This is a genomic window from Legionella brunensis, from assembly GCF_001467025.1.
GTDB classification, from domain to species: domain Bacteria; phylum Pseudomonadota; class Gammaproteobacteria; order Legionellales; family Legionellaceae; genus Tatlockia; species Tatlockia brunensis.
This window is the reverse complement of record NZ_LNXV01000015.1, coordinates 14,902-34,718: the sequence shown is the minus strand read 5'-3', so window position 1 is coordinate 34,718 and position 19,817 is coordinate 14,902. Positions and strand designations below refer to the sequence as shown.

Below are 19,817 nucleotides of genomic sequence, written 5' to 3'. Positions count from 1 at the left end.
ATGGCTTTTTCACCAGGGGCTAAGGATGGTTTGGAGAATTTAATGGCTAATGTCCCTTCTTTGGCAAACCACTCTTGCGCCAATTCCAGGGGTTCTTTACCACCATTGTACAGTTCGATGGTTTCGCCCTTTAACAGCTTGCCGTCCCAAGACTCTTTGGGTAAAAGCGTTAATCCTTTTGACCAACGTTCGACTTTGCCAAATTGGCGTTTTACGCTCACATCAGCAAAAGGTTTTTGTTGCTCCATATGTGTTAGCATGGCAAGAATGGCTTCTGGAACTGCTTCTTGTGTGATTGTTTTGGGATTTATTTTTGTGGTATTAGCTACTGTTTTTGTACCAACAGGCTGCGAAGGAACCAACTCAATAGTCTTGCCTAAGGACTCTTCGCCATTTAACGTTACTGAAAAATGACGGCCTGTTTCCGTGGTTAAAAACAACGTAAAAGGATTGCTAGCCGCCAACATCACATAAACTGAGCCGTCCTGCTCATCACGTTTAATGGCCATAGAGTTGGGAGGAAACACCGCTTCCATGATTTTGTCGTTTTTGACCACCAGACGGTTGTAATTACCCTGACTTAGAGTTAACGCAATATCACTGTTGTCTTTCACTGGGATGCTGGTAGCACCCATTGCAAGCGTTGATAGTAACGCCAGCGCGATACTTAATGGTTTACGCATCTTGTTTCTCCCTTAAAAGCGAAAACTGAACTATGGACAGACGGCTATCTTTATATTGGAACTGCAAAAAATAAGTCTTACGCTCATCATTTAATGCTTGAAGCCCTACAAACCGCTTCAAAGTGCCGGAAACAACAACGGTCAGTTCATGTGGGTTGGCTTTATTTTTGTCGATATAAAAAATGGACGACATTTTTTTAGCTTTGATGACCTTAGCCTCATTGGTTAGAAAACGTAGCATCGAGGTATAGTTTTGATGCCCAACATAAGACAGCAGGCGCTGATGGTTGGCATCCACTGTTTCGGGTGTGACGTTTAAACGTTCATTAACAAAATTTTCTGCCATAAGGCTCAAGTAATGGCCATCAACACTGGACGCTGATTTCAAATAGAAAGGCTCGCCACTAAAGGGCGTTACCTCGATGGTATGGTGATTCCATGCTTTAAACAAAAAGCAAGACAACAAGACGTTAGACACCAAAAGGCCAAATACTAAAACCACCATCAAATTAAACCGTGCCGATAATTGGCTTAAGCGGCTTTGATAACTTTTAAAATCCATGTTCTCTCCTTAAGCCACGTATACACGGTGGTGTGATAACGGTAGTTTGGGTAAGAAAAACTGGGTGATAAAACTGGGTAAATACCAATACGCCAGCACTAAAAGGGCTTTTGGACCCTCCCCTTTCTTCAAATACCGCAATCCACTTAACAACCCCAATCCAAACATCGATACCAAAATTTTTTGATTGGAGATGATGAGCAACATAAAACCAAGTCCTGCCACCACCAGCTCATCCATGGTTAACGTTAAGACCCTTTTGGGCGCATCAATATGGTTTAGGAATTGATAATTCATGGTGCTCATCATCAACCCTCCTTCAAAAAACAAAGGTTTTAAGTAAAAAGGCAGGAATAAAAGCAACCGCCGTCACACCAACAAACACCATGGGATTTTTGCTTTTCACGGCCATTGCGGTGGCCAGAATAATGTCCACCAAAATAAAGACTTTCCAAAACATGGAACCGCTTCCTAATGAATCTTTGACATCGCCTTCTAAAGCGCGAGCCAATAAATCATTCGCAAAAACACTTTTTGAAAGCAGTGCCAGCAGAACAAACATGAACCCTGATCCTCCTTTTTGCATCAAATTGACTATCTTTCTGCCTTTTTTCATTGTTTTCTCCATTTTTAAGGTGCAAAAATCCCTTAAGCGCTTTAATCGCCTAATTTTTAATCACAAATAACGGTGTTCTATTTAACAAATCACATCATCGTTTTTTTAGGTTGTGTGGCTCATTAGAAGATTCCTGAAAGCACTTTAACTAATCCTTGTTCTAATGCAGTACGAGCATCTTGAAACTTTAAATTGACTTTGTCTGCGTTGGATACCACACGGGTTCTATAGCGTTGATATTGGCTGTCGCGTAATGACGTTTGAGAAGTAACTGTGGCTTCGCCGTTTTTCAAATGGGATTGGAACTGCTCATTGACTTTAATGCCCTTATCTACTCTCTCGCTAATTTGGACATCAGTAATCATGGTGTAATTCACATCTTTGACTAATGAATCCGCTGCCAACCCAATCACCCCACCAGCAAGACCCCCTGCAATCATGCCGGTACCTGATTTGGTGAAGCTTCCAGCAGCAGTTCCTGCTACCGCACCCGCAATCGCTGAACCGTAACCGCCACCTAATGCCGATTGACTTGCAGCAATACTCATTTTACCTACCTTGAGTACGTTGGCTTGTAACAGATAGTGCGCTGAGTTTGGGTTATTAATTACCTTATAGCCATGCGAACTTAAGGCCGCTTTTAATTGCGGGGCTATATCTACATCTTCATCAGAAGTGTTTTTTACTGAAACATAAACGGTTTTCTTTGCGTTTGAGACTGGATCTAAAAAGATGGTTTCACTTTGTTTGGTGCTGACTTGCAACGATCCATGTTCTATGGCTGTTTGAGTTGCAGCACAGCCAGTTAAAACTGCAATAGAGCCTACAAGTAGGGATTTTGATATCACATTACTATTCATTCTTATTCCTTATTGGTTCACAAACGGTTCACGCATTTTACTGATTAACACGATACTTCTTGTGGCTGAGATAAAACGGTTCTTATTCTCCCCTCAAGATCATGAATTTTGTTTTGCGCCTGATTAATAATCGCCTCAAAATGAGCGCGTGTATGTTCTTTGGCTGTAGCAAGTAACTTTTTAAAATGAACAGCCTCGGCCTGAATTTCCCTGAGTTCTTTTTCAAGTTGTCTAACTGCTAAATCATTTGAATTTCGTACCGCAGTCAGTTCCTGAATCATGCCAGCAGGCGTTTGCCAATCACCACGCAAAATCACCCCACGAATTGCATTGAGTTTCCGACTAAAGTCCTTTCCGCAGGCAGTAAAGTGTTTAGGATTAAGTAAACAAAACTCTATTTCATGGATTAAGATTTCCTTTTGAGAAACATTCAGACTTTCCACCAGATTGCTGACTCTCTGTTTCTGAGGATTAGTTAATTGTGAACCAATGAGGGAATTCTCTTGAGACAAGAGATCAATGGGATGATACCCCTGCTCTGCCTTTTTAATTGACCTTGCTTGATGATGAACCAGTTGAGAAACATCAACAGCAGCAGCTTTTTCAGATTGTATTTGGGAATTCAGTACTTCGAATGGAGCAGTGCTATTCGCTGCTGCTGTTTTATTATTTAATTTATTATTATTTATTCCATTAATATTTATTAGCGTCGGATTTACCGGAAGCGGATTTCCAGTCTCCGGATTCACCAGAGACGGGTTTTCAGGGCTCGGTGTTTTTTGTTCATTTTTTACCGAGAACGGCTTTTCAGTCTCTGGAATTTCTAACACAAGATACTCAATACCACCAAAACGACCATTTGTCTCATCTCGACATGTAGCTTTTTGAATATAACCGGCTTGTTCTAATTCACATAGTAATCCACGAACTGCATCTCTACCATTTCTCGATCTATCCTTTAAATCAGAGACGCGTACATTCCAATTATCAGGTAATGAGATCAAATAGGCATGTAGACCTTTAGCACCCCATGATAAAGATTCATCATTCAAGCAAGTCTTATCGAGAATCAAAAAATTTTTTTGTTTTTTATTAATGCGAAGAACCGTCATATCAATTCACAAAAATATTAAATATTAATATTTCAACGATTATAAAATATTAAAAATTAGTATTCAACTAAATAAAACTATCTTTTTTTAATATTTTTTATTAGATTTCTTTAATAATGAAACTTTGAATTTTTTGGATTACAAAATTGGCAGAGAAAATAGTTACTACAGGCGAACGGATTAAAAGTGCACGAATGCAATTAGGATTTTCCCGTAAAGCATTCGAAGAAAAATTTGGGATACCAGCTGCAACTTTACAAGCATGGGAAAGTGGAAAATATGAAATATCTACGAAAGGAATAAATAGATTTGTTGAAGCTCTTTATAAGGCAGGCTTAGCGACAACTCCTGATTGGTTTATTCGTGGTATTGGCCTTGCACCTCGACTGATTGAAAGTACTTCTACCACTTTATTTAGAAAACTAAATTCTGAATTTGATCCTGATTTAACAGAAGATGAAATAATTTTAAAAGAAGTAGATTTTTTTGAACAAATAAATCCGAACCCAATGATTATTGTGATATCTGATGATACAATGGAGCCTATATTTAATATAGGTGACTATGTGGGAGGCAACTTAATTCCTGGTAGATATGCCTATAGATATATAGGGAGCCTATGTATCGTTGAATTACATAATAATGAGTTTTTCATTAGAAGAGTTAATCGCGGAACTAAACCCAATTTGTTTAATCTCGTATGTATAAATATGGATACAACCTCAGAAAATTGTTATCTCCTTGATAAAGAAATAATTTCGCTTGCCCAAATTGTTTGGCACAGGAAAAATGAAAAATTTAGCGATAAGTAAGGAAACCATAATGGAAAAAATTGAAAACAACCCCCCTTCTTTCAAACTAGACTTGCCAGTTCGTATTTATGATATTAATTATGGTGGTCATTTAGGACATGCTGAACTAGTTAAAATCACTCATCAAGCACGATTGATGTATTTCGATACTCATTCTCTAAATGAAGCAAATCTTGATGGCGCAGGTGTTATTGCAAAAGAATTACATGTTGAATACAAAGGAGAAGCCTTTTTTAATGATCTCCTTCATATTTCAATAAGCTTACAAATTGAAAAAGCCTCATGTATATTTTTATACAATATATCAAAAAATGATAATAAACCTGTTGCTTTAGTTAAAGAAAAAATTTTGTTTATGGATTATTCAACAAGAAAACTTTTGCGGGTTCCCGAATGCATAAAGAAGCTTAATGAAAAATTAATTGAATTTATGGATTAATTATGTTTTCTCATGCATCTGATGTTCTTAAAATCTTTGAAAATACTTTCAACGAGTTAAATAATGAATTTGAATGTGGTTATATCTCCTACATGTACCAATACAACAGTTACAAACTTGCATTTGTAACACACTCAGAATGGATGGATTTATATATTAATAACGGGCTTAATAAGGACTGCTCTTTGATAAGAGTGGGTTTAGAAAAAATTTCTTTGAGCAAAAGTAAAAATGTTATTCTTAGATGGAATGATGTTCAATCCATAACGAATAAGGAAAAGGATACAGCTGGTATTCGTGGTGAATTTAATATTTGTAATGGCATAAGTTTTGGAAGAAAAATTCTTGGTGCTTCTGATTACTTCGGCTTAGCTGCGGATTTTCATTACTTCGATTTTCCAAGAAATATATTAAGTAATTCAAAAAGAATAAGAAAAATAATGGATGATTTATTTCGAGCCTCCACTTTGAAACTTTTCTATGACTCAATTTTGAGTACCAATACTATTAATCCCAAATTGCTACCCTTGGTAATTGATAATATTTGCCTGCCCTTTAGAAATTTTTAATCTTAATTATAAATATTACCCCGCTAGTATTCATTAAAACTTGAATACTAGTTAAGCATATTTGGTTAATTAGCATCCTAATATTTCTACACATTATTCCCCATACTCATAATCGAATCAAAAAAAGCTTTATCGCCCAGACTGAGTCGAATAGAAACAGCTTTCCTAATTAATCCCGTTCTAACATCCTTCATTAATGGCTTTGTTAATTTGATCTTTTTCTCAATATCTAAAATTTTATTTTTTGTTTCATCTGTAAAAAAAACCTGTGTGGCTCCTTCTAATGGTGCTTGATTCAATCCTTCGTATATATCATCTATTAGCTCTGTATAGTCAGGATCTTTTTCAAATTCAGCCCATTTTATTTCAGAAATTGTATATAGATAATATTTAACAGCATCTTCAATTAATAATGATTGTTTTCCTCTTCCTTGATAATCTTTGTCTGCTTGTTTCTTTAATTTTTCTTTAATATCTTTAGGAAATCGAATACATACCAACCATTTTTCCTTTTTTTGAGGTTTTTGAAAAAATAGTTTTTTACTCTTTTTTTTCTCTGTCATAATTTTCTTTCCAAACAATCAAAAAAAACAAAATTTTCAAAATTTCTTTGTTTTTCAATGAATTAAAGTAGTGATGACCCGGGTCATACTACTTCTTTAATTGCTAATTCTTTTATTTGGACAAGAATGCTTTCAAGACTCTTGTAACTCCAGTCTTCCTGTTCAATTTTTTCAATTTCAGGGAATCTTGTCAGTAAAAGACGTTGCAAAGAATGAGATTCTTTTTCATTTTTTACTTTAAATGTTGCTGATTTTTTAATTGCTCCGCCCTTCTTTCCTCTTGGTTTAACAATTTTTTTTGCTTCAGCTTTATTTAATTTAGTTTCATCTTTCAATACTGATTCAATTTCATCATAGGACTTTGAAACAAGAAATCTAATCATTTTAAAAGTTATTTTATTTTCTTTTATCATAGAGAGAAAAATTGGTGGGTACTTCGAAGGATTGGTACAGATGGATCTTAAAGCACTAACTATACCTTCGTTTAAACCAATAATTTGAGAAATTTCTTTATTTGTAAGTTCCTGACAATCAGTTTGAGATAAAAGCTCTTGAGCAATAAGAAAATTTTGCGAGACTGTTAATCCTTTTCTTAAATTATTTTCGGATAATTGCCGTCTCAATTTCCTATGTTTTACCTTTAATTTAACGAGCATACTCTCATCAGTAATTTCTATACATGTGACTGTTGACGCACCAGCCATCATCGCTGCAAGTCTTCTCTGATGACCTTCTAAAATTACATAACCATAATCTAAGTTAGAATTAACAAAATAATCTGGATCATTATTTTTATCTGCTAGAAAAATTTCGATTGGTTCAATTAAACCATCAGTTCTTATTGAAAATGCAAGATCTCTTAAAAAATTATAACTATCCTCTAAGCTTTCATTATTTTCGCAATTTAATTCTGAAAATAATGGAATTTCAAAATCACCTGATTTCTTTGATATTTTACATCGTGATTGCTCCGTACCAATATACAATTTATCTTTTAACCACGATTCATCTATTATTTCTCCTGGTCTAGGATTGTATGGATCTGGTATCAATTCATAAGGAGAATGTTCAACAAGCTGTTTCCCCCTGGTAAATTTTAAATTAGCAGTGATACCTGCGCGAGTAACTGTATCTGGTTTATTAATCTTATTAGATGTAAGAGAGCTCGTTTGTATTTTCTTCTTGATTGACATTCTCTTTTTCTCCCAATACTTTTTTATAAACAAATTCACCTAATGAAACAGCTTCGATAGCAAATCTATCATTATCCTTTAATTCCGTATAAGGAGCTGTAATAGGAGCCTGATCTTCATCAATATCAACGGCTCTTGGAGAGTCATGAATTTCAATATCATCTATAAGCAACTTCGATAACATTGGATTAGACTTTATGGTGTCAACTATTCTATTTTGTGGTGTTCTTTTATTATAATCAACTTTGTTTTTCAGAAGGCCAATTATTTTAGCTTGAGCATTAGAAGGTCTGTACACGTTTTGACGATTTACTAAATCCACCATCCCAGCTAATCCTTGAAGAGATTTATTACTTAATTCTAACGGAATTAAAATGTGCGTAGCCGCTCTAATAGCACTTTGAGTTAACGGTCCTTTGGCGGGTGGAGTATCAATAATGATAAGCTCATATCCACAATCTATAAAATCATCCATTGCAAAAAAATCATATGGACGTTGGACAATGCTTTCTAAAGTATCACTGTATTCAAAAGATTCAATATCCTTAATTAATGATGCATCACTGGGTAAAATATCTAAATTTTCTAAGTCTGTTGGATAGGGCACAACAGGTTTATCTGTCCACATATGTAATGCAGAAGAACGCCCATCCCAGCCTTCATCATCAGAATCGTTTGGATCATAATCAGGATGTAATGGCGGCTTATAATTAGACATATCACGTATTCTTGTATCCCTAAGGAATCTATATGACATATTACCTTGAGGGTCGAAGTCGAGTACTAAAACTTTCTTCTCTTTTTTAAAAGCGATATAAGTTGAAATTAATTGGCTAATCAAACTTTTGCCTACGCCGCCTTTATTATTTGCTACAACTAAAATTTTTGGCTTATTTATTTTCATTACGATATTCCAGTAGCAGTTATTATTTCCCTAAAATTTAAATGAATAAATTTTTATAGTCAATACAATCTCAATACGGTATTGAGTATTTGTTTTTGAGATATATGTTTTATATTTCCTAAAATCTAAAGTTGGGTAATTAAAGTTGAAATAACCTGTTAAACCCCTCAATACAATTGATTTCTCATCTAATCCTGTTTTTAACTACTTTTTTAAAAATCTGTTGATCTTGAAAAGATTTCGATCCAGAATGGCATAAAAAGAGTATTCTGTATTGAGTATTTAAAATATCAAAAATAATAAAATAATATAGAGATACAATAAAATGAAAACTTAATAGAGTAGAAAATAAAAAAGGGTTATAGAGAGTTGGCAGACTTTCTATAACCCAATAATCATTTAGGCTCCAGAACGAGACTAAGTATTTAAGAACATCATTTCTGGCGATGGTTCTTTGGTATTTCATTGACTATTCTAGTCTCGTTCCCCACAAAAAACAATAAGATAAGGATATTATCTATGGGGAATCTTTGTTCAATTTTTCACTCAAGATTTAAAAATCTTATTCGTGTTATTCCTTCAACTCGAAAAGCACAACTAGTTGACTATATACTTTTAGGCTGGCAAAACAGCACCTACAAATTAAAAGGTTCGAATCAAAAATGGTTCATGAAGCCTTACTCCCAGATCGTCTCAGAAACGAGTATTCCTCAAAGCACTCTAGAACGATATCTTAAACAATTAGATGATGAGGGTTTTATCGTACGAAGACAAGCCCTCTACAGTAGGACTAAAGAGCAGGGAGTATTTGAAGTTAAAAAGGGTACCTACATTCACATCACTGATAAGCTACTTGCTTTGATTAAAACTACGCAAACAAAATCCGACATAGTTCCATCAAAAGAAAAAGATATCCACAATGAAAATAAAGAGTCAGCTGTTAAACATCAACCTAGACCTTCAAGTAGTTCCAACAATTGTTCAAATTTTAATAATAATGAGGGAATCGATCCCCTTAAAATGAGGGGATTATATATAAGAGATCTTTATCCTACTATTAATAATACTATTATGGTTAAAAACTTAACCCGTTCTGTGGATAACCAAAAGCTTAAACGATTAATACAACAATTTGAATCAATTCAAGAGTTCTTTTCTACAAAAACAAAAGAAGAAATACCCGATGAAATAAAAAAAATGATTTTAGGAACATTTTTTAATTTAACCTTTGAGAACCAAAAACAATTGTCATCGCCTAAACAAGTCGCTGCTGAATACTTATATTCTTTGTTAAATGTTGAATTTTATTTGCCTAAAGTGAGTTGCTTTAAACACCGAAACAATATTCTGTCCAGACTTATTCGCACCAATAATTGGCAAACGCCTAAAGGATTTTATAAGCACTTTTATCTGGGTCAAGAATTTAAAGATAAACAGGAGTTGCGTGATAAGCTGTGGCAATGCCAAAAAGAGCGTGAAATTAGTCAAAAATATGAAGTTCAAACTTCTAATAACAACCAACAACTCTTGTTATTAGAGGTTAAAATGCAGGAAAAAAGTACTTTAATCGATGAACTAACAAAGCGTATTTATCAAGAATCTTGTGAGGATGTCATCCTTGGGCTTCGTGAAAAAGTTCAACTCGAGAGAAAAGAACTGGAATCCCTATGGCATCAACAGTTTCTTCTTGAAAAAGATATTGAGGAGAGGAGTCTTCAAGAGGGGTTAATGCAATGGGCTTAATACCAAATTATTTTGGAAGTTAGTCGCTGTCGCGTAATGATTTGGTCTATAAAAGATCGATTTTACATTTTTTCCCCTTCAAAAAGGGGGGCTATGGAAGAACTTACAAAAAGGTGGATTTCGAAATTACACACCTTGAAATGCTAAGCGGCCACTCGTTCTCCCTCTTTCCAAATACTTTGTTTTCCGTGAATAACTTGTGGGGATCTTTTAAAGACCAACTATTCCTAGGAATGTTGATTAGCTCTGCTTCGCCATATCGCTTTGTTTAGTCACATAGTCAATGATTTCTTGTGCAGCTTGTGGTGTAAAAGGCTTATTAAAGTAGCGTTCCATGCCACTGGCTAGAGCTTTTTCAGTAAATTCAGGCTCACCATGAGCAGTAACTGCAATGATAGGCGTTGTTTGATTCATTATACTGTCTTTTTTTATTTGAATGGTGACTTCAAATCCATCAGGCCCTTCCCCTAATCCAATATCCATCAGGATTAAATCAAATTTGGTTTGATTTGTTCTTTCCAAGGCGTCTTTGCCATCCACAGCGAGCTCTACAGTGCACCCAAGTTTTGTGAGTTGTAATTTAGCTACGGTTTGGGCAACAAGACTGTCTTCGACAACAAGTACGTGTAAGGAGTCGGCCATGAGTATTACCTTTTAGTAACTTCCTGATTTTATATCTTTTATTGTTGTTGAAGATTCTAATTTAAGCAAGTGAGTTTATTCTGGGTTTATGAGCTCATCGATTAATGGACGTTTTAATGGAAGGGTGCAAATAAAAACTGACCCTTTGCCAGGGGTGCTCATGACCTCTATTTCTCCGCCTAAATCTTCCAATATCTCCTTAACGACATAAAGGCCCAGTCCTGCACCTTTGTATTTATTTTGATTGGCGGGATGGAGGCGATAAAATTTTTCATAAATGTAGGCTTCTTTGTCTTTCGATATTCCAATTCCGGTATCAGACACGATGAGTTGAATCAGCCCCAGCTTATCATCCAAGCGTACTGCCTTAACTTCCAGCTTTACTGCTCCTTTTTCGGTGAATTTAATGGCATTGTTTAACAAATTCATCACAATGCGTTTGATTCTTGCTGGGTCACCAATGTAAATTTTGGGGATGTCATTAGGAAAGACATAGTCTAGAGCAATCTGCTTAAAGGTTGCGGCTGGCTTTTCCATCGCAATGACTTTTGAAAGCGATTGATTTAAATCAAATTTTTTAGCCAGGATGGGTTCGTTTTCCACTTGGTTGCGGCTAAAATCAAGAATATCATTTAAAAGGTCAATAAACTCCTTAGCGGATTGATAGGTGACATCCAGTAATTGTTTTTTTTCGGGGTTGGTTTCAATCTCAGCTAAATACTCAATAATGGAATACATACCTGAAAAAGGGGTTCTTAATTGATGCTCCATGTTGCGAATGAATTCCGTTTTCGCTTGATTGGCAATTTCAGCGGCAGATTGCGACTGCTTTAAGTTTTCCTCCATTTTTTTACGCTCAGAAATATCAAAGGAAATCCCAAGAAGTCCGATAATTTGATGGTCATGGTTAAATAGTGGAATTTTTTTGGAGAGAACGACGACATTGACGCCATTTTTTTCAACAACCTCTTCGGTTTCAATGGCTTTGCCTTCGGTAATGATTTTTTGGTCAACCTCTCGAAAGGCATCGGCTTTCTCTTTAGGTGATAAATCATAATCGGTTTTTCCGATAATCTCTTCGGGATTTTTTAAATTTAAATCGGTGGCTTGCAAAAGATTGCATCCTAAATAACGACCTTCTTTGTCTTTCCAATACACATGTTCGGGTAAATTATTAATAATGTACTTTAAGGCAATGGCTGAGTGAGTTGTTGTTTGCGGCGGTTCTTCCTTAAATTGAGTATGCTCATGAAAGGAGAGGGCGAGTAAGCCAATTACTTTCATGTTTTCATCCACGATGGGCATTTTGTAATAAGGTGCCAGAATGATTTCCTTCGTGAAATTTAAACTCGGCTCGATAAATTGCAACGTATGACCTAGTTGAAATACTTGAGCGTTATTGGTATCAATAATCGTTACTAAGTCTTGATGGTTTAGCAAAGAGGGTAGGGTGGCTGTTGTTTTTCCGACAATGTCGGTGGGATTTTTCAAGCCAAAAAGAATTGCCTGAAGCGGGTTACAGGCTCTGAAGAACCCATGGCAATCCATTAGGTAAGCAAAGCCTGGCATGCTTTTCACCAGGGATTCAATTAATTGAAATTGTGGGCTTAACCCCATATTCTTGACCTTGACTTTATTAAAGTCACCTTACGCTTAAGAAGATGATAAATAATTGATATTTTAATAATAGCCAATAAATGGTGTACTTGCGCACACGTTTATCTAGGCCAATTTCTTCAATGCATCTCGCGGTATGGGGTGTTTTAACGGTATTCCTTCATTGGAAATTTCCTCAATTTGATACGAATCCAACGTGTCGCAAAAAATATGTTTAAGAAGAAAGAAGCTTTGGTTTTCGGCGGTGCAACCCAATGCGTTGGCTAACGCCTTTTTCTTAATCAGCTCATTTGAGAGGTTTTGAGCAAGACAGGTTTCAAACGAAGAAAACTCATGGTGATACTCATTGACGAGCACCTGAAAGGGATTGTCTCTAAACTGTTTGAGAGTGGCGCCTGAATATTGGGGATGGGCTGCATTATTGGATAACAGCACCTCTTTAACGCCTATGGTCAGTAGTTTTGATAAAAAGGATTTTTTAAAGAAATTATCGGTAGTATGACAACCGCCGTACATCACCATGCAAGGGTTTTTGGTATCAACCTGGTTTGATATGTCAAAATTAGCCTTGTCTTTTGACCCTTCAAAGGAAAACGTTAAGCGCTCTTTTTTATTCTCGTTTTGGATGTCGATGACCAACACCATAGACGCTTGGTTTTCAATCATGTGACTGACAATGATGTCTGTTACGGTATAGCAGGGAAGTACCATGCGTCCTTCATCCGATTGCTTATGCAACCAAGGGAGAAGGTGCTTTAACTCTTCATTACCCGGGAAGTCCTCAACGAGTTGAAACATGAATTTACACGACATTTCCGAGAGCAATTTTTGGTAATAATGACCCAATTTCTTGGTGTAACTGCGGGATAGGTTCAATTTTTGAGCGATGGCTGGATAATCAATGGCCATCGGGATTTGTTCCTCATCGACCACATGAAATTCACATAAAAAATGCGATAAAAAAAGAAACAGGGTATCATCTGTAATCGAAAAATGGCAATTCATTGCTTTGAAAAAATCACTTAAAGTGATTTGGTCGCGGATGGATTGTGGTCTTAGGGTCTTATTTTGCGTGATGTAATACTGATAACGTGCTTCTTCAGCACTCAAGGTTTCTTTTGTATTGAGACATTGTCGTTTCAAGTCCTTTAAATGGCTAAGACACTCTGAAGTGGGGTGAGATTTCAGAGTATAGATTTTATAAGCGCGAATCTGGCATAAGGTTTCACCAACTTGGGCATCAAACCGAGAGAGGTGATTATTTTCAAAACTGTCTAATGCTGTTAGAAGCCGCTCAAGCAGCTGTTGCATTAGATGAATATAGTGAAGACGCTGAACAATATCAGATATTACAATCGATGGTTCATGGGGTAGAAGAATAAGATTGGTTTGCATACGTGCTATTTCCTTTTCCATAGTTGAACTTATAAAAACAGGCTATTGTAGCATGTGCACAAAATTTGATCACCTGAAAACGGTATTTAGGATAACTTGATTTTTCTTACAATGGAATTTGTTTTTTAATGTAGCGGTAGTAAATAACAAGCCAAGTGACCATGCCGCAGGTGAGAAAACTTAAGAAAAAACCGGCTGTCAGAATATAGTCTTTGGCAAAGACCCCATGAAGCACGGTAAACAATTGGATGATATTAAATCCTGCAAAGGTAATTAGTGATACCCCTTGTGCCGACTTACATTTTAGCAAAGAGACAATTTGTGGAATAAACAACAAGGCGTTGACTAATAAACTTACTGAAAATCCAAACTCAATAACTTGGTGTGAAACGTCCATTTCAATCCCTAGTTGATCTATTTTTCAATTGTCGATGAATCGGGCGATTCAACTTATCGGTAATGAAACAAGTGTCATTTTGGGGTGATTCATGACCGATATCCTATTGATGATAGCATTCATCGCACCTTACTAAAAAGCCTATGAATGCACTCTCATGCTTTGGAATGATTTAATTTAAAGTCATCACTTTGGTGATGAAAACCTACCGATGTAATAGGAATTTTTTAGAAAGAAAGCATTGTGAATCATCGACACAGCGCCTATTATACGCCACCTATTATGAGATAGCGCAGAGAATGATGATAAAAATAATAACGGCAAGCCAGCAACTGAGTAAGATTCAGATTACTGCAATCTATAACCAATTAGGGACAAAGGCCTCCTTTCTTGTTGAGCAACTTAAAAGCGCAGATTTAATTTATGACGGTAATACTGAAATGATGTTTCATGGAAAATCTGTCATGTTAAGTAGTCAGTAGTATGAGGCAATCATTGACCATATGGGTTCTAAAGGCATTCATTTATTATCTGAGCTTCGTTCGGTTGGGTTAGGGTATGATGGTTCTGAGCACGATCACATCTTTTGTGCCATTCACCGATTTTTCTCTGGAGTGCCCGCCTATCCCTCTTTAGGGGATGACCTTGATATGAAGCAGTTCAAGGAAAATGCACTATCCTAAATTTAATTTTGTGATGATAAGAATGAATAAATTAATGTGGCTTTTAGGCTTATTATTTTTTACAAGTGTTGCAGCTTCCCAAAGCCCAAATACCTTTCCCCAAGCAAAAAAAATAGCCGCTTCAATTTTTGCGAAGAATCCAATAACGCTGTATTGCCACTGCCGTTTTGATTCTAAAAAAGCAATTGATTTATCCTCATGTCGTATGGAAGAGGCACAATCGATAAAGCGCTCTCACCGCTTAGAGTGGGAGCACATGATGCCTGCGGAGCATTTTGGACAACAACGACCCTGTTGGCGCGAGGCCTTGTGTGAAAAACAGGGGAAGCGATTTAAAGGGCGAAAATGTTGTGAATTAATTGATAAGCAGTTTAATCACATGGAAGCGGAGCTTTACAATCTTTGGCCTTCCGTTGGGCTTATTAATCAACTTCGTTCAAATTATCGTTATGGACTCATCCCAACAAAAGCCAAAACCTATGGTTGTGATTTTGGTGTAAAAAAAGAAAATCGTATTGTTGAGCCCGCGGATGATGCCAAAGGAATTGTGGCCCGTGCTAATTTATTCATGGCATCCCACTATAAACTTCGGTTAAGTGATTCGCAGCGCCAATTGTTTGAAGCCTGGAATAAAATGTTTCCTCCGTCTCCATGGGAAATTACTTGGGCTTTAGAAGTGGAGGCCATTGAAGGGTATAAAAATCCTTACATTGGCTAAGCCTTCCTGTATAGTACATTGGTTTTTAAACAAATTAGAGTGTCAATGGATATTTTATTAACGCTTTATGTGATTGGATTTGTTGTCAATCTTTATCGTACCTACGTTACGATGATTGGCTTTAAGAACATGCAACAAACACTCTCTGTGAATGTGTTTAAAGAAAGACCTGAATTAATGCGTTATTTGGTATTAAAAGTGATATTCTGGCCTTATTATTTTGTGACAGAAAAAAGTCCTCTGGTACGATTTTCTGAAACGTTTTTTAAACATTACGGTGACCAGGGTTGTCGGTATTATGGAACTCGCGGGATAGCCAATTTTGTAAACGATTTGACGAAGGGTAAACAGCGCTACCAACATTATAAGGTTCAACATTTTGTATGGGAGCTTAATAGCCCTGTTTACCCGAAAGGTAATCTCCAAGTTAAAGAGCACTATGCTGAAATTATCCTTGCAGTTCATAAAGACCATTGCCTATTTCAAATGGTGATGACCGATAAGCCCTTTCGCTCGCGAGGTAAAATCAGCCGTTATATGTTGGATAGTTGTGAAAAATTGTCCCACGAAGAGACATGCAATCGCTTGAAAACCGTGAATGTAGAAGAATTCGAAAAGCTTCGCTTGCCTGGTAATTAAAGGAAATGTAATGCGCATTTTAATAGGGTTAGTCAGTATCGTTTTAATCCATTTGGCGTTTGCAGGAAATCTCGGTTGTGTTAATAATCCTGATTTACAAGCTTCTCGCTCAAAAGAATTGCAAACCCTTCTCGAGGCTGACCAAAAAGACCGTGAATCGGATTGGAGCCAATTAACACCAGAAGAACTTCAACAAATTGAGGAAAACGATTTAAATCGCCGCAAGAGGGTAGGGGAGATATTTGGCGAAGGTTGTATTTCTACTTCAAAAGACTACTTCGCTGCTTATCTCATTTATCAACATGGGGATATTCCTGACCATTATTATCAAGCCTTCTTATTTGCGCTTCGTGCTGCAGAACATCATCATCAAGAAGGCGGCCAAAGTACAGCCAATGCGCTTGATAGGTATTTAATCAGTATTGGTCATAGGCAACTTTTTGGAACGCAATACTTTTCTGAGAGTTTGGGGGGCTGTTTTTGTATAGAACCTGTGGAGGCTTCCTTTCCGGATACAATAAGACTGTCTCATGCCCATCAATCACTTCAAGAGCGCTACGATAAGTTGGCTTTAATCAATGAAGGAAAGCAATGTTCAAATCAGGATTGTGAGCACGATTTAAAACCCTCACCCAAAGGTACGGTTCCTGGATTTTGGTAGGAATAGAAGAAAGTGGTTAGTCTTGCAACGGTTGCTGCTTTTAAGGGGATGTCACCAAAAGTACTTTAGGCGTCTTAGTAAATTTAAGCTGGCTCACCGTACTTTCTTTTGACCTCCAATAAGGTTTTGTTAGCCGTGCAAGATTTTAACCACAATTATAGAATAACAATCCTGACGTCCCTCAACAATTCTCCTTACTCCCTGTATCGTAAAGATACCGAAAAGTTCCAAAATAATTGCTTTATATCTATGTTTATCGGCCTGTAACTCTTACTGGGTTAAGGGAATAATGGCGTCTTTCTCTTTATATAGCGCACTGTTAACGGCTTTTGTAACTGGAAAACAAGCAAGATTTAATTCTTTTTGATGATGCATCACCGTCTCTAAGTCTTTCTGCGAAAATTGTTCAGGGTCTAGCCATTCGTGTTGTTGTTCTTCCGATAGTATCCAGGGCATGCGGTCATGAAGCTCAGCAACTAAGGCATTAGGCTCTGTGGTTAATACACAACAAGACGGAATCATGATGTCATGTTCTGGTTGAAAGCGTTCCCAAAGGGCTGCCACGGCCATAAGTTTGTGATCGGCTCTCGTAATGTAGTAGGGTTGTTTGACTGTTTTTTTATCGTTTAGATGATGTTGCCACTCGAAAAAACCACTCATCAGCATAATGCAGCGACGGTATTTTAAGCTTTGGCGAAAGGCAGGTTTTTCCGCAGCCGTTTCTGCTCGCGCATTGATTAAGAGTGCATTTTTCCTTTCTTTTGCATACCAAGGTACGATTCCCCAGCGCATTTGAACGGCTCTAAGTCCTTCCTTGGCTTTCATAAGACATAGGGCTGTTTCTGTTGGCGCTACATTAAAGCTATTTGGCAACGGTTCAATCTGGTGAATACCGAATTGCTCTTTAATTGTTTCGTAATCGGTATCAATAGTGAAGCGACCGCACATACTTAATCCTTCTAATTGAAACTATGAACCTAAGTCTTTCTTTGTTATAGGACAAAATCATGAAAAAGTCTTAAAAACCCTTAAAAACATCAAAATAAATACGCAAAAGAGGATTAAGGTTAATCTTTTCCGTGAAAAGCACGCCAGTAGTCGTCTAGTTATCTCAAATAAGCCTTTGGAAGTTCTGACCAATTAGTTGTGTAGTGCGGCGATTTTAATTGTCGCTTCATAGACCAGGACTTTCGAAACCCTTCCGCTGCCAGTCGCATGGTTCTTGGTCCGTATTTTTGATTAATTCCCATAATCAGATTCATGATCTTCTCTGTTTCAACGACATCCTCATCACTGGGTTGATGGAACAAATCCATTTGGCGATATTGCTTATCAATTAAATCAGCGAGCAAGACGCCGCATTTATGATACTGAATTCCTTTACGATAAATGCGTTCAAGGCACAATTTAGCTGCTGTTGTTAAATAACGCACGTCATCTGTGGGATTAGCCAGGCGAAAGCCAATGGAATTGGAGTATTGCGCTAAATCTTCACGAAAAGGATTTGAGCGCACAAAAACGGATAAATGCTGGGTAATGAGTCCTTGTCGTCGCATTTTGGCCCAAGCAGTCCCACAGTGATGACTTATTGCTTCTTGAATAAAACCAAAAGCGGATTGTAACCCACCAAAAGAACAAGAGGACATGATGGATTGTTTAGGGACGATTTCTTCCAATTCCAAACAGGGCTTTCCTGATAGCTCCAAGACGGTTCTTTGTAAGACCACATTAAAGCGGTCTTTAACAAACCGCGGATTTAATTTTGAAAGCTCAAGCGCATTGGTGACACCAAAGCTACTGAGTTTTTTATACCATTGGCGGCCAACGCCCCAAATGTCATCCACTTCCAGATGGGCAAGCCAGTGCTTTTCTTGATGCGTCACATTAAAGACAGGAATGTTTAATTTCTTTTTGGCGACATGATTAGCCACTTTAGCAAGCGTTTTCGTGCGGCCAATTCCGATAGAAACAGGAATGCCAGTATGGGTTAAAATTGTTTTTTGCAAGTGGGTACAAAACGCTTCAATTTTATCCTCTGCTAACGTTTTTAAGTTTAAAAAAGCTTCATCAATGGAATAGATTTCCGTATCCGGCCAATTGGCTTCTATGACTGTCATGACCCGATGCGATAAATCACCATACAGTGTGTAATTGGAAGAAAAGACTTGCACCTTATGTTGTTTACAAAGCCCTTTGACTTCGAAGTAGGGAACCCCCATTTTAATTCCAAGCGCTTTGGATTCATTAGACCGTGCGACCACACAACCATCATTATTACTTAAAACAATGATGGGAAGATTTCGTAAATCGGGTCGAAATAGACGCTCGCAGCTGGCGTAAAAATTATTGCAATCAATCAGTGCGTACATGGTTATCCTGCCTGATGAATAACATGGGTAACTACACCCCAAATGACTAAATCTTGTGAGTCGGTGATATTGATAGGTTTGTAGGCTTTATTACCTGGAATAAGTTGGACTTTGCCGTTTACTTTTGAAAGGGTTTTTACGGTGAGCTCTCCATCAATGGCGGCAATGACAATTTTACCATGAGTTGGTTCGACACTTTTATCAACAATCAACATGTCACCTGGCTGAATGCCGGCATCAGTCATCGAATCGCCTTCAGCAATTAAAAAGAAGGTTGAAGCAGGGTGTTTAATTAAATGTTCGTTTAAATCGAGATGAGATTCGATATAATCATCGGCAGGGGAGGGAAATCCTGCTCGTACTCTAGAACTATAAAGAGGAATGCCTTTCGGCTGATTTTGAAGATATTCTTTAACTTCATTAATGCGAGAAATAGGAACTCGCAATGTTTTAGTTGGCTCGCCATACTGATTACTACCTATAGGGCGTCCCGCACCCTCTCTTTTTCCACCATGCTGCATACGGTCTTCTCATTATGATTTCTGTAACATTAATCAAATCATAGAGGGCAGGCCATCGATTGTAAATAGATCAAAATGGCTTGTTTTTAAATAATTATTTTAACCTGCGGAATAATTTA

The 19,817-nt window shown here is 37.1% G+C and carries 25 protein-coding genes; 9 read left to right on the top strand and 16 right to left on the bottom strand.

Annotated features, from left to right (window positions below; all coding sequences use genetic code 11):
- From traK to Lbru_RS08525, 6 genes are all read right to left on the bottom strand, one after another.
- The coding region (gene traK / locus Lbru_RS08550; protein WP_058441782.1) for a type-F conjugative transfer system secretin TraK at positions 1-683 on the bottom strand (683 nt) is incomplete at its 3' end.
- Positions 676-1,245 carry a type IV conjugative transfer system protein TraE gene (gene traE, locus Lbru_RS08545; protein WP_058441781.1) on the bottom strand — a complete coding sequence of 190 codons (570 nt, stop codon included), beginning with the start codon at positions 1,243-1,245 and terminating at the stop codon, positions 676-678. The genes traK and traE, both read right to left, overlap by 8 nt.
- A 9-nt stretch (positions 1,246-1,254) precedes the next feature.
- Positions 1,255-1,554, bottom strand: a complete 300-nt coding sequence (traL, locus tag Lbru_RS08540; protein ID WP_238583857.1) for a type IV conjugative transfer system protein TraL — start codon at positions 1,552-1,554, stop codon at positions 1,255-1,257.
- Between the two features lie 10 nt (positions 1,555-1,564).
- Positions 1,565-1,861 carry a hypothetical protein gene (locus Lbru_RS08535; RefSeq protein WP_058441780.1) on the bottom strand — a complete coding sequence of 99 codons (297 nt, stop codon included), beginning with the start codon at positions 1,859-1,861 and terminating at the stop codon, positions 1,565-1,567.
- Between the two features lie 122 nt (positions 1,862-1,983).
- Positions 1,984-2,721: a complement resistance protein TraT gene (locus Lbru_RS08530; RefSeq protein ID WP_058441779.1), complete on the bottom strand. Its 738-nt coding sequence runs from the start codon at positions 2,719-2,721 to the stop codon at positions 1,984-1,986.
- Between the two features lie 44 nt (positions 2,722-2,765).
- Positions 2,766-3,833, bottom strand: a complete 1,068-nt coding sequence (locus Lbru_RS08525; protein WP_058441778.1) for a hypothetical protein — start codon at positions 3,831-3,833, stop codon at positions 2,766-2,768.
- Positions 3,834-3,979: 146 nt separating this feature from the next.
- On the opposite strand from Lbru_RS08525, the gene Lbru_RS08520 reads away from it, so the two are divergent.
- Genes Lbru_RS08520 through Lbru_RS08510 form a run of 3 tightly spaced genes read left to right on the top strand, consistent with a single transcriptional unit; the run spans position 3,980 to position 5,653 of the window.
- A complete protein-coding gene (locus Lbru_RS08520) occupies positions 3,980-4,645 on the top strand; it encodes a helix-turn-helix transcriptional regulator (protein WP_058441777.1) in 666 nt (221 codons plus the stop codon).
- Positions 4,646-4,655: 10 nt separating this feature from the next.
- Positions 4,656-5,084, top strand: a complete 429-nt coding sequence (locus Lbru_RS08515; RefSeq protein WP_065235449.1) for an acyl-CoA thioesterase — start codon at positions 4,656-4,658, stop codon at positions 5,082-5,084.
- A 2-nt stretch (positions 5,085-5,086) separates the two neighbouring features.
- Complete coding sequence (locus Lbru_RS08510) at positions 5,087-5,653, top strand: hypothetical protein (protein ID WP_058441775.1); 567 nt, start codon at positions 5,087-5,089, stop codon at positions 5,651-5,653.
- Between the two features lie 86 nt (positions 5,654-5,739).
- Here the strand turns inward: Lbru_RS08510 and Lbru_RS08505 are convergent, their stop codons facing one another.
- From Lbru_RS08505 to Lbru_RS08495, 3 genes are all read right to left on the bottom strand, one after another.
- Positions 5,740-6,216: a hypothetical protein gene (locus Lbru_RS08505; protein ID WP_058441774.1), complete on the bottom strand. Its 477-nt coding sequence runs from the start codon at positions 6,214-6,216 to the stop codon at positions 5,740-5,742.
- Positions 6,217-6,299: 83 nt separating this feature from the next.
- Positions 6,300-7,409, bottom strand: a complete 1,110-nt coding sequence (locus Lbru_RS08500; protein ID WP_058441773.1) for a ParB/RepB/Spo0J family partition protein — start codon at positions 7,407-7,409, stop codon at positions 6,300-6,302.
- Positions 7,366-8,313, bottom strand: coding sequence for a ParA family protein (locus Lbru_RS08495; RefSeq protein WP_058441772.1), 948 nt, complete (start codon positions 8,311-8,313; stop codon positions 7,366-7,368). The genes Lbru_RS08500 and Lbru_RS08495 overlap by 44 nt, the downstream gene beginning before the upstream one ends.
- A gap of 519 nt (positions 8,314-8,832) precedes the next feature.
- Between Lbru_RS08495 and Lbru_RS08490 the strand changes: the two genes are divergently transcribed.
- A complete protein-coding gene (locus Lbru_RS08490; RefSeq protein ID WP_058441771.1) occupies positions 8,833-10,056 on the top strand; it encodes a hypothetical protein in 1,224 nt (407 codons plus the stop codon).
- Between the two features lie 240 nt (positions 10,057-10,296).
- Here the strand turns inward: Lbru_RS08490 and Lbru_RS08485 are convergent, their stop codons facing one another.
- From Lbru_RS08485 to Lbru_RS08470, 4 genes are all read right to left on the bottom strand, one after another.
- The gene (locus tag Lbru_RS08485; RefSeq protein WP_058441770.1) at positions 10,297-10,698 is read right to left on the bottom strand and encodes a response regulator; all 402 of its coding nucleotides are present in this window, start codon (positions 10,696-10,698) and stop codon (positions 10,297-10,299) included.
- A 75-nt stretch (positions 10,699-10,773) separates the two neighbouring features.
- The gene (locus tag Lbru_RS08480) at positions 10,774-12,315 is read right to left on the bottom strand and encodes a PAS domain-containing sensor histidine kinase (protein ID WP_058441769.1); all 1,542 of its coding nucleotides are present in this window, start codon (positions 12,313-12,315) and stop codon (positions 10,774-10,776) included.
- A gap of 105 nt (positions 12,316-12,420) precedes the next feature.
- Positions 12,421-13,731, bottom strand: a complete 1,311-nt coding sequence (locus Lbru_RS08475) for a hypothetical protein (protein WP_131793626.1) — start codon at positions 13,729-13,731, stop codon at positions 12,421-12,423.
- A gap of 85 nt (positions 13,732-13,816) precedes the next feature.
- Positions 13,817-14,107, bottom strand: coding sequence for a PQ-loop domain-containing transporter (locus Lbru_RS08470; RefSeq protein WP_058441767.1), 291 nt, complete (start codon positions 14,105-14,107; stop codon positions 13,817-13,819).
- 299 nt (positions 14,108-14,406) lie between these two features.
- Between Lbru_RS08470 and Lbru_RS08465 the strand changes: the two genes are divergently transcribed.
- The 5 genes from Lbru_RS08465 to Lbru_RS08445 are packed head-to-tail and all read left to right on the top strand — an operon-like array spanning position 14,407 to position 16,808.
- Positions 14,407-14,589 (top strand): hypothetical protein, encoded by a 183-nt coding sequence (locus Lbru_RS08465; RefSeq protein WP_058441766.1) that lies wholly within the window; start codon positions 14,407-14,409, stop codon positions 14,587-14,589.
- 21 nt (positions 14,590-14,610) lie between these two features.
- Positions 14,611-14,790 carry a hypothetical protein gene (locus Lbru_RS17785; protein ID WP_058441765.1) on the top strand — a complete coding sequence of 60 codons (180 nt, stop codon included), beginning with the start codon at positions 14,611-14,613 and terminating at the stop codon, positions 14,788-14,790.
- Positions 14,791-14,812: 22 nt separating this feature from the next.
- Entirely contained in the window at positions 14,813-15,508 is a 696-nt protein-coding gene (locus tag Lbru_RS08455) for an endonuclease (protein WP_058441783.1), read from the top strand.
- Positions 15,509-15,553: 45 nt separating this feature from the next.
- Positions 15,554-16,147 carry a hypothetical protein gene (locus Lbru_RS08450; RefSeq protein ID WP_058441764.1) on the top strand — a complete coding sequence of 198 codons (594 nt, stop codon included), beginning with the start codon at positions 15,554-15,556 and terminating at the stop codon, positions 16,145-16,147.
- Positions 16,148-16,157: 10 nt separating this feature from the next.
- Positions 16,158-16,808, top strand: coding sequence for a hypothetical protein (locus tag Lbru_RS08445; protein WP_058441763.1), 651 nt, complete (start codon positions 16,158-16,160; stop codon positions 16,806-16,808).
- Positions 16,809-17,078: 270 nt separating this feature from the next.
- Here Lbru_RS08445 and Lbru_RS08440 read toward each other — a convergent pair whose 3' ends face one another.
- The 3 genes from Lbru_RS08440 to Lbru_RS08430 all read right to left on the bottom strand — a co-directional run bounded on the left by Lbru_RS08440 (position 17,079) and on the right by Lbru_RS08430 (position 19,698).
- Positions 17,079-17,756, bottom strand: a complete 678-nt coding sequence (locus Lbru_RS08440) for an SOS response-associated peptidase (RefSeq protein WP_058441762.1) — start codon at positions 17,754-17,756, stop codon at positions 17,079-17,081.
- Between the two features lie 158 nt (positions 17,757-17,914).
- Complete coding sequence (locus tag Lbru_RS08435) at positions 17,915-19,177, bottom strand: Y-family DNA polymerase (RefSeq protein ID WP_058441761.1); 1,263 nt, start codon at positions 19,175-19,177, stop codon at positions 17,915-17,917.
- Between the two features lie 2 nt (positions 19,178-19,179).
- Positions 19,180-19,698 (bottom strand): LexA family protein, encoded by a 519-nt coding sequence (locus Lbru_RS08430; RefSeq protein WP_058441760.1) that lies wholly within the window; start codon positions 19,696-19,698, stop codon positions 19,180-19,182.
- Positions 19,699-19,817 lie beyond the last annotated feature (119 nt).

Coding starts and splice junctions, on each gene's coding strand:
- traE (WP_058441781.1), bottom strand. CDS start 1,245: ATGGATTTTAAAAGTTATCAAAGCCGCTTAAGCCAATTATCGGCACGG.
- traL (WP_238583857.1), bottom strand. CDS start 1,554: ATGATGAGCACCATGAATTATCAATTCCTAAACCATATTGATGCGCCC.
- Lbru_RS08535 (WP_058441780.1), bottom strand. CDS start 1,861: ATGAAAAAAGGCAGAAAGATAGTCAATTTGATGCAAAAAGGAGGATCA.
- Lbru_RS08530 (WP_058441779.1), bottom strand. CDS start 2,721: ATGAATAGTAATGTGATATCAAAATCCCTACTTGTAGGCTCTATTGCA.
- Lbru_RS08525 (WP_058441778.1), bottom strand. CDS start 3,833: ATGACGGTTCTTCGCATTAATAAAAAACAAAAAAATTTTTTGATTCTC.
- Lbru_RS08515 (WP_065235449.1), top strand. CDS start 4,656: ATGGAAAAAATTGAAAACAACCCCCCTTCTTTCAAACTAGACTTGCCA.
- Lbru_RS08510 (WP_058441775.1), top strand. CDS start 5,087: ATGTTTTCTCATGCATCTGATGTTCTTAAAATCTTTGAAAATACTTTC.
- Lbru_RS08505 (WP_058441774.1), bottom strand. CDS start 6,216: ATGACAGAGAAAAAAAAGAGTAAAAAACTATTTTTTCAAAAACCTCAA.
- Lbru_RS08500 (WP_058441773.1), bottom strand. CDS start 7,409: ATGTCAATCAAGAAGAAAATACAAACGAGCTCTCTTACATCTAATAAG.
- Lbru_RS08495 (WP_058441772.1), bottom strand. CDS start 8,313: ATGAAAATAAATAAGCCAAAAATTTTAGTTGTAGCAAATAATAAAGGC.
- Lbru_RS08490 (WP_058441771.1), top strand. CDS start 8,833: ATGGGGAATCTTTGTTCAATTTTTCACTCAAGATTTAAAAATCTTATT.
- Lbru_RS08485 (WP_058441770.1), bottom strand. CDS start 10,698: ATGGCCGACTCCTTACACGTACTTGTTGTCGAAGACAGTCTTGTTGCC.
- Lbru_RS08480 (WP_058441769.1), bottom strand. CDS start 12,315: ATGGGGTTAAGCCCACAATTTCAATTAATTGAATCCCTGGTGAAAAGC.
- Lbru_RS08475 (WP_131793626.1), bottom strand. CDS start 13,731: ATGGAAAAGGAAATAGCACGTATGCAAACCAATCTTATTCTTCTACCC.
- Lbru_RS08470 (WP_058441767.1), bottom strand. CDS start 14,107: ATGGACGTTTCACACCAAGTTATTGAGTTTGGATTTTCAGTAAGTTTA.
- Lbru_RS08465 (WP_058441766.1), top strand. CDS start 14,407: ATGATGATAAAAATAATAACGGCAAGCCAGCAACTGAGTAAGATTCAG.
- Lbru_RS17785 (WP_058441765.1), top strand. CDS start 14,611: ATGGGTTCTAAAGGCATTCATTTATTATCTGAGCTTCGTTCGGTTGGG.
- Lbru_RS08455 (WP_058441783.1), top strand. CDS start 14,813: ATGAATAAATTAATGTGGCTTTTAGGCTTATTATTTTTTACAAGTGTT.
- Lbru_RS08450 (WP_058441764.1), top strand. CDS start 15,554: ATGGATATTTTATTAACGCTTTATGTGATTGGATTTGTTGTCAATCTT.
- Lbru_RS08445 (WP_058441763.1), top strand. CDS start 16,158: ATGCGCATTTTAATAGGGTTAGTCAGTATCGTTTTAATCCATTTGGCG.
- Lbru_RS08440 (WP_058441762.1), bottom strand. CDS start 17,756: ATGTGCGGTCGCTTCACTATTGATACCGATTACGAAACAATTAAAGAG.
- Lbru_RS08435 (WP_058441761.1), bottom strand. CDS start 19,177: ATGTACGCACTGATTGATTGCAATAATTTTTACGCCAGCTGCGAGCGT.
- Lbru_RS08430 (WP_058441760.1), bottom strand. CDS start 19,698: ATGCAGCATGGTGGAAAAAGAGAGGGTGCGGGACGCCCTATAGGTAGT.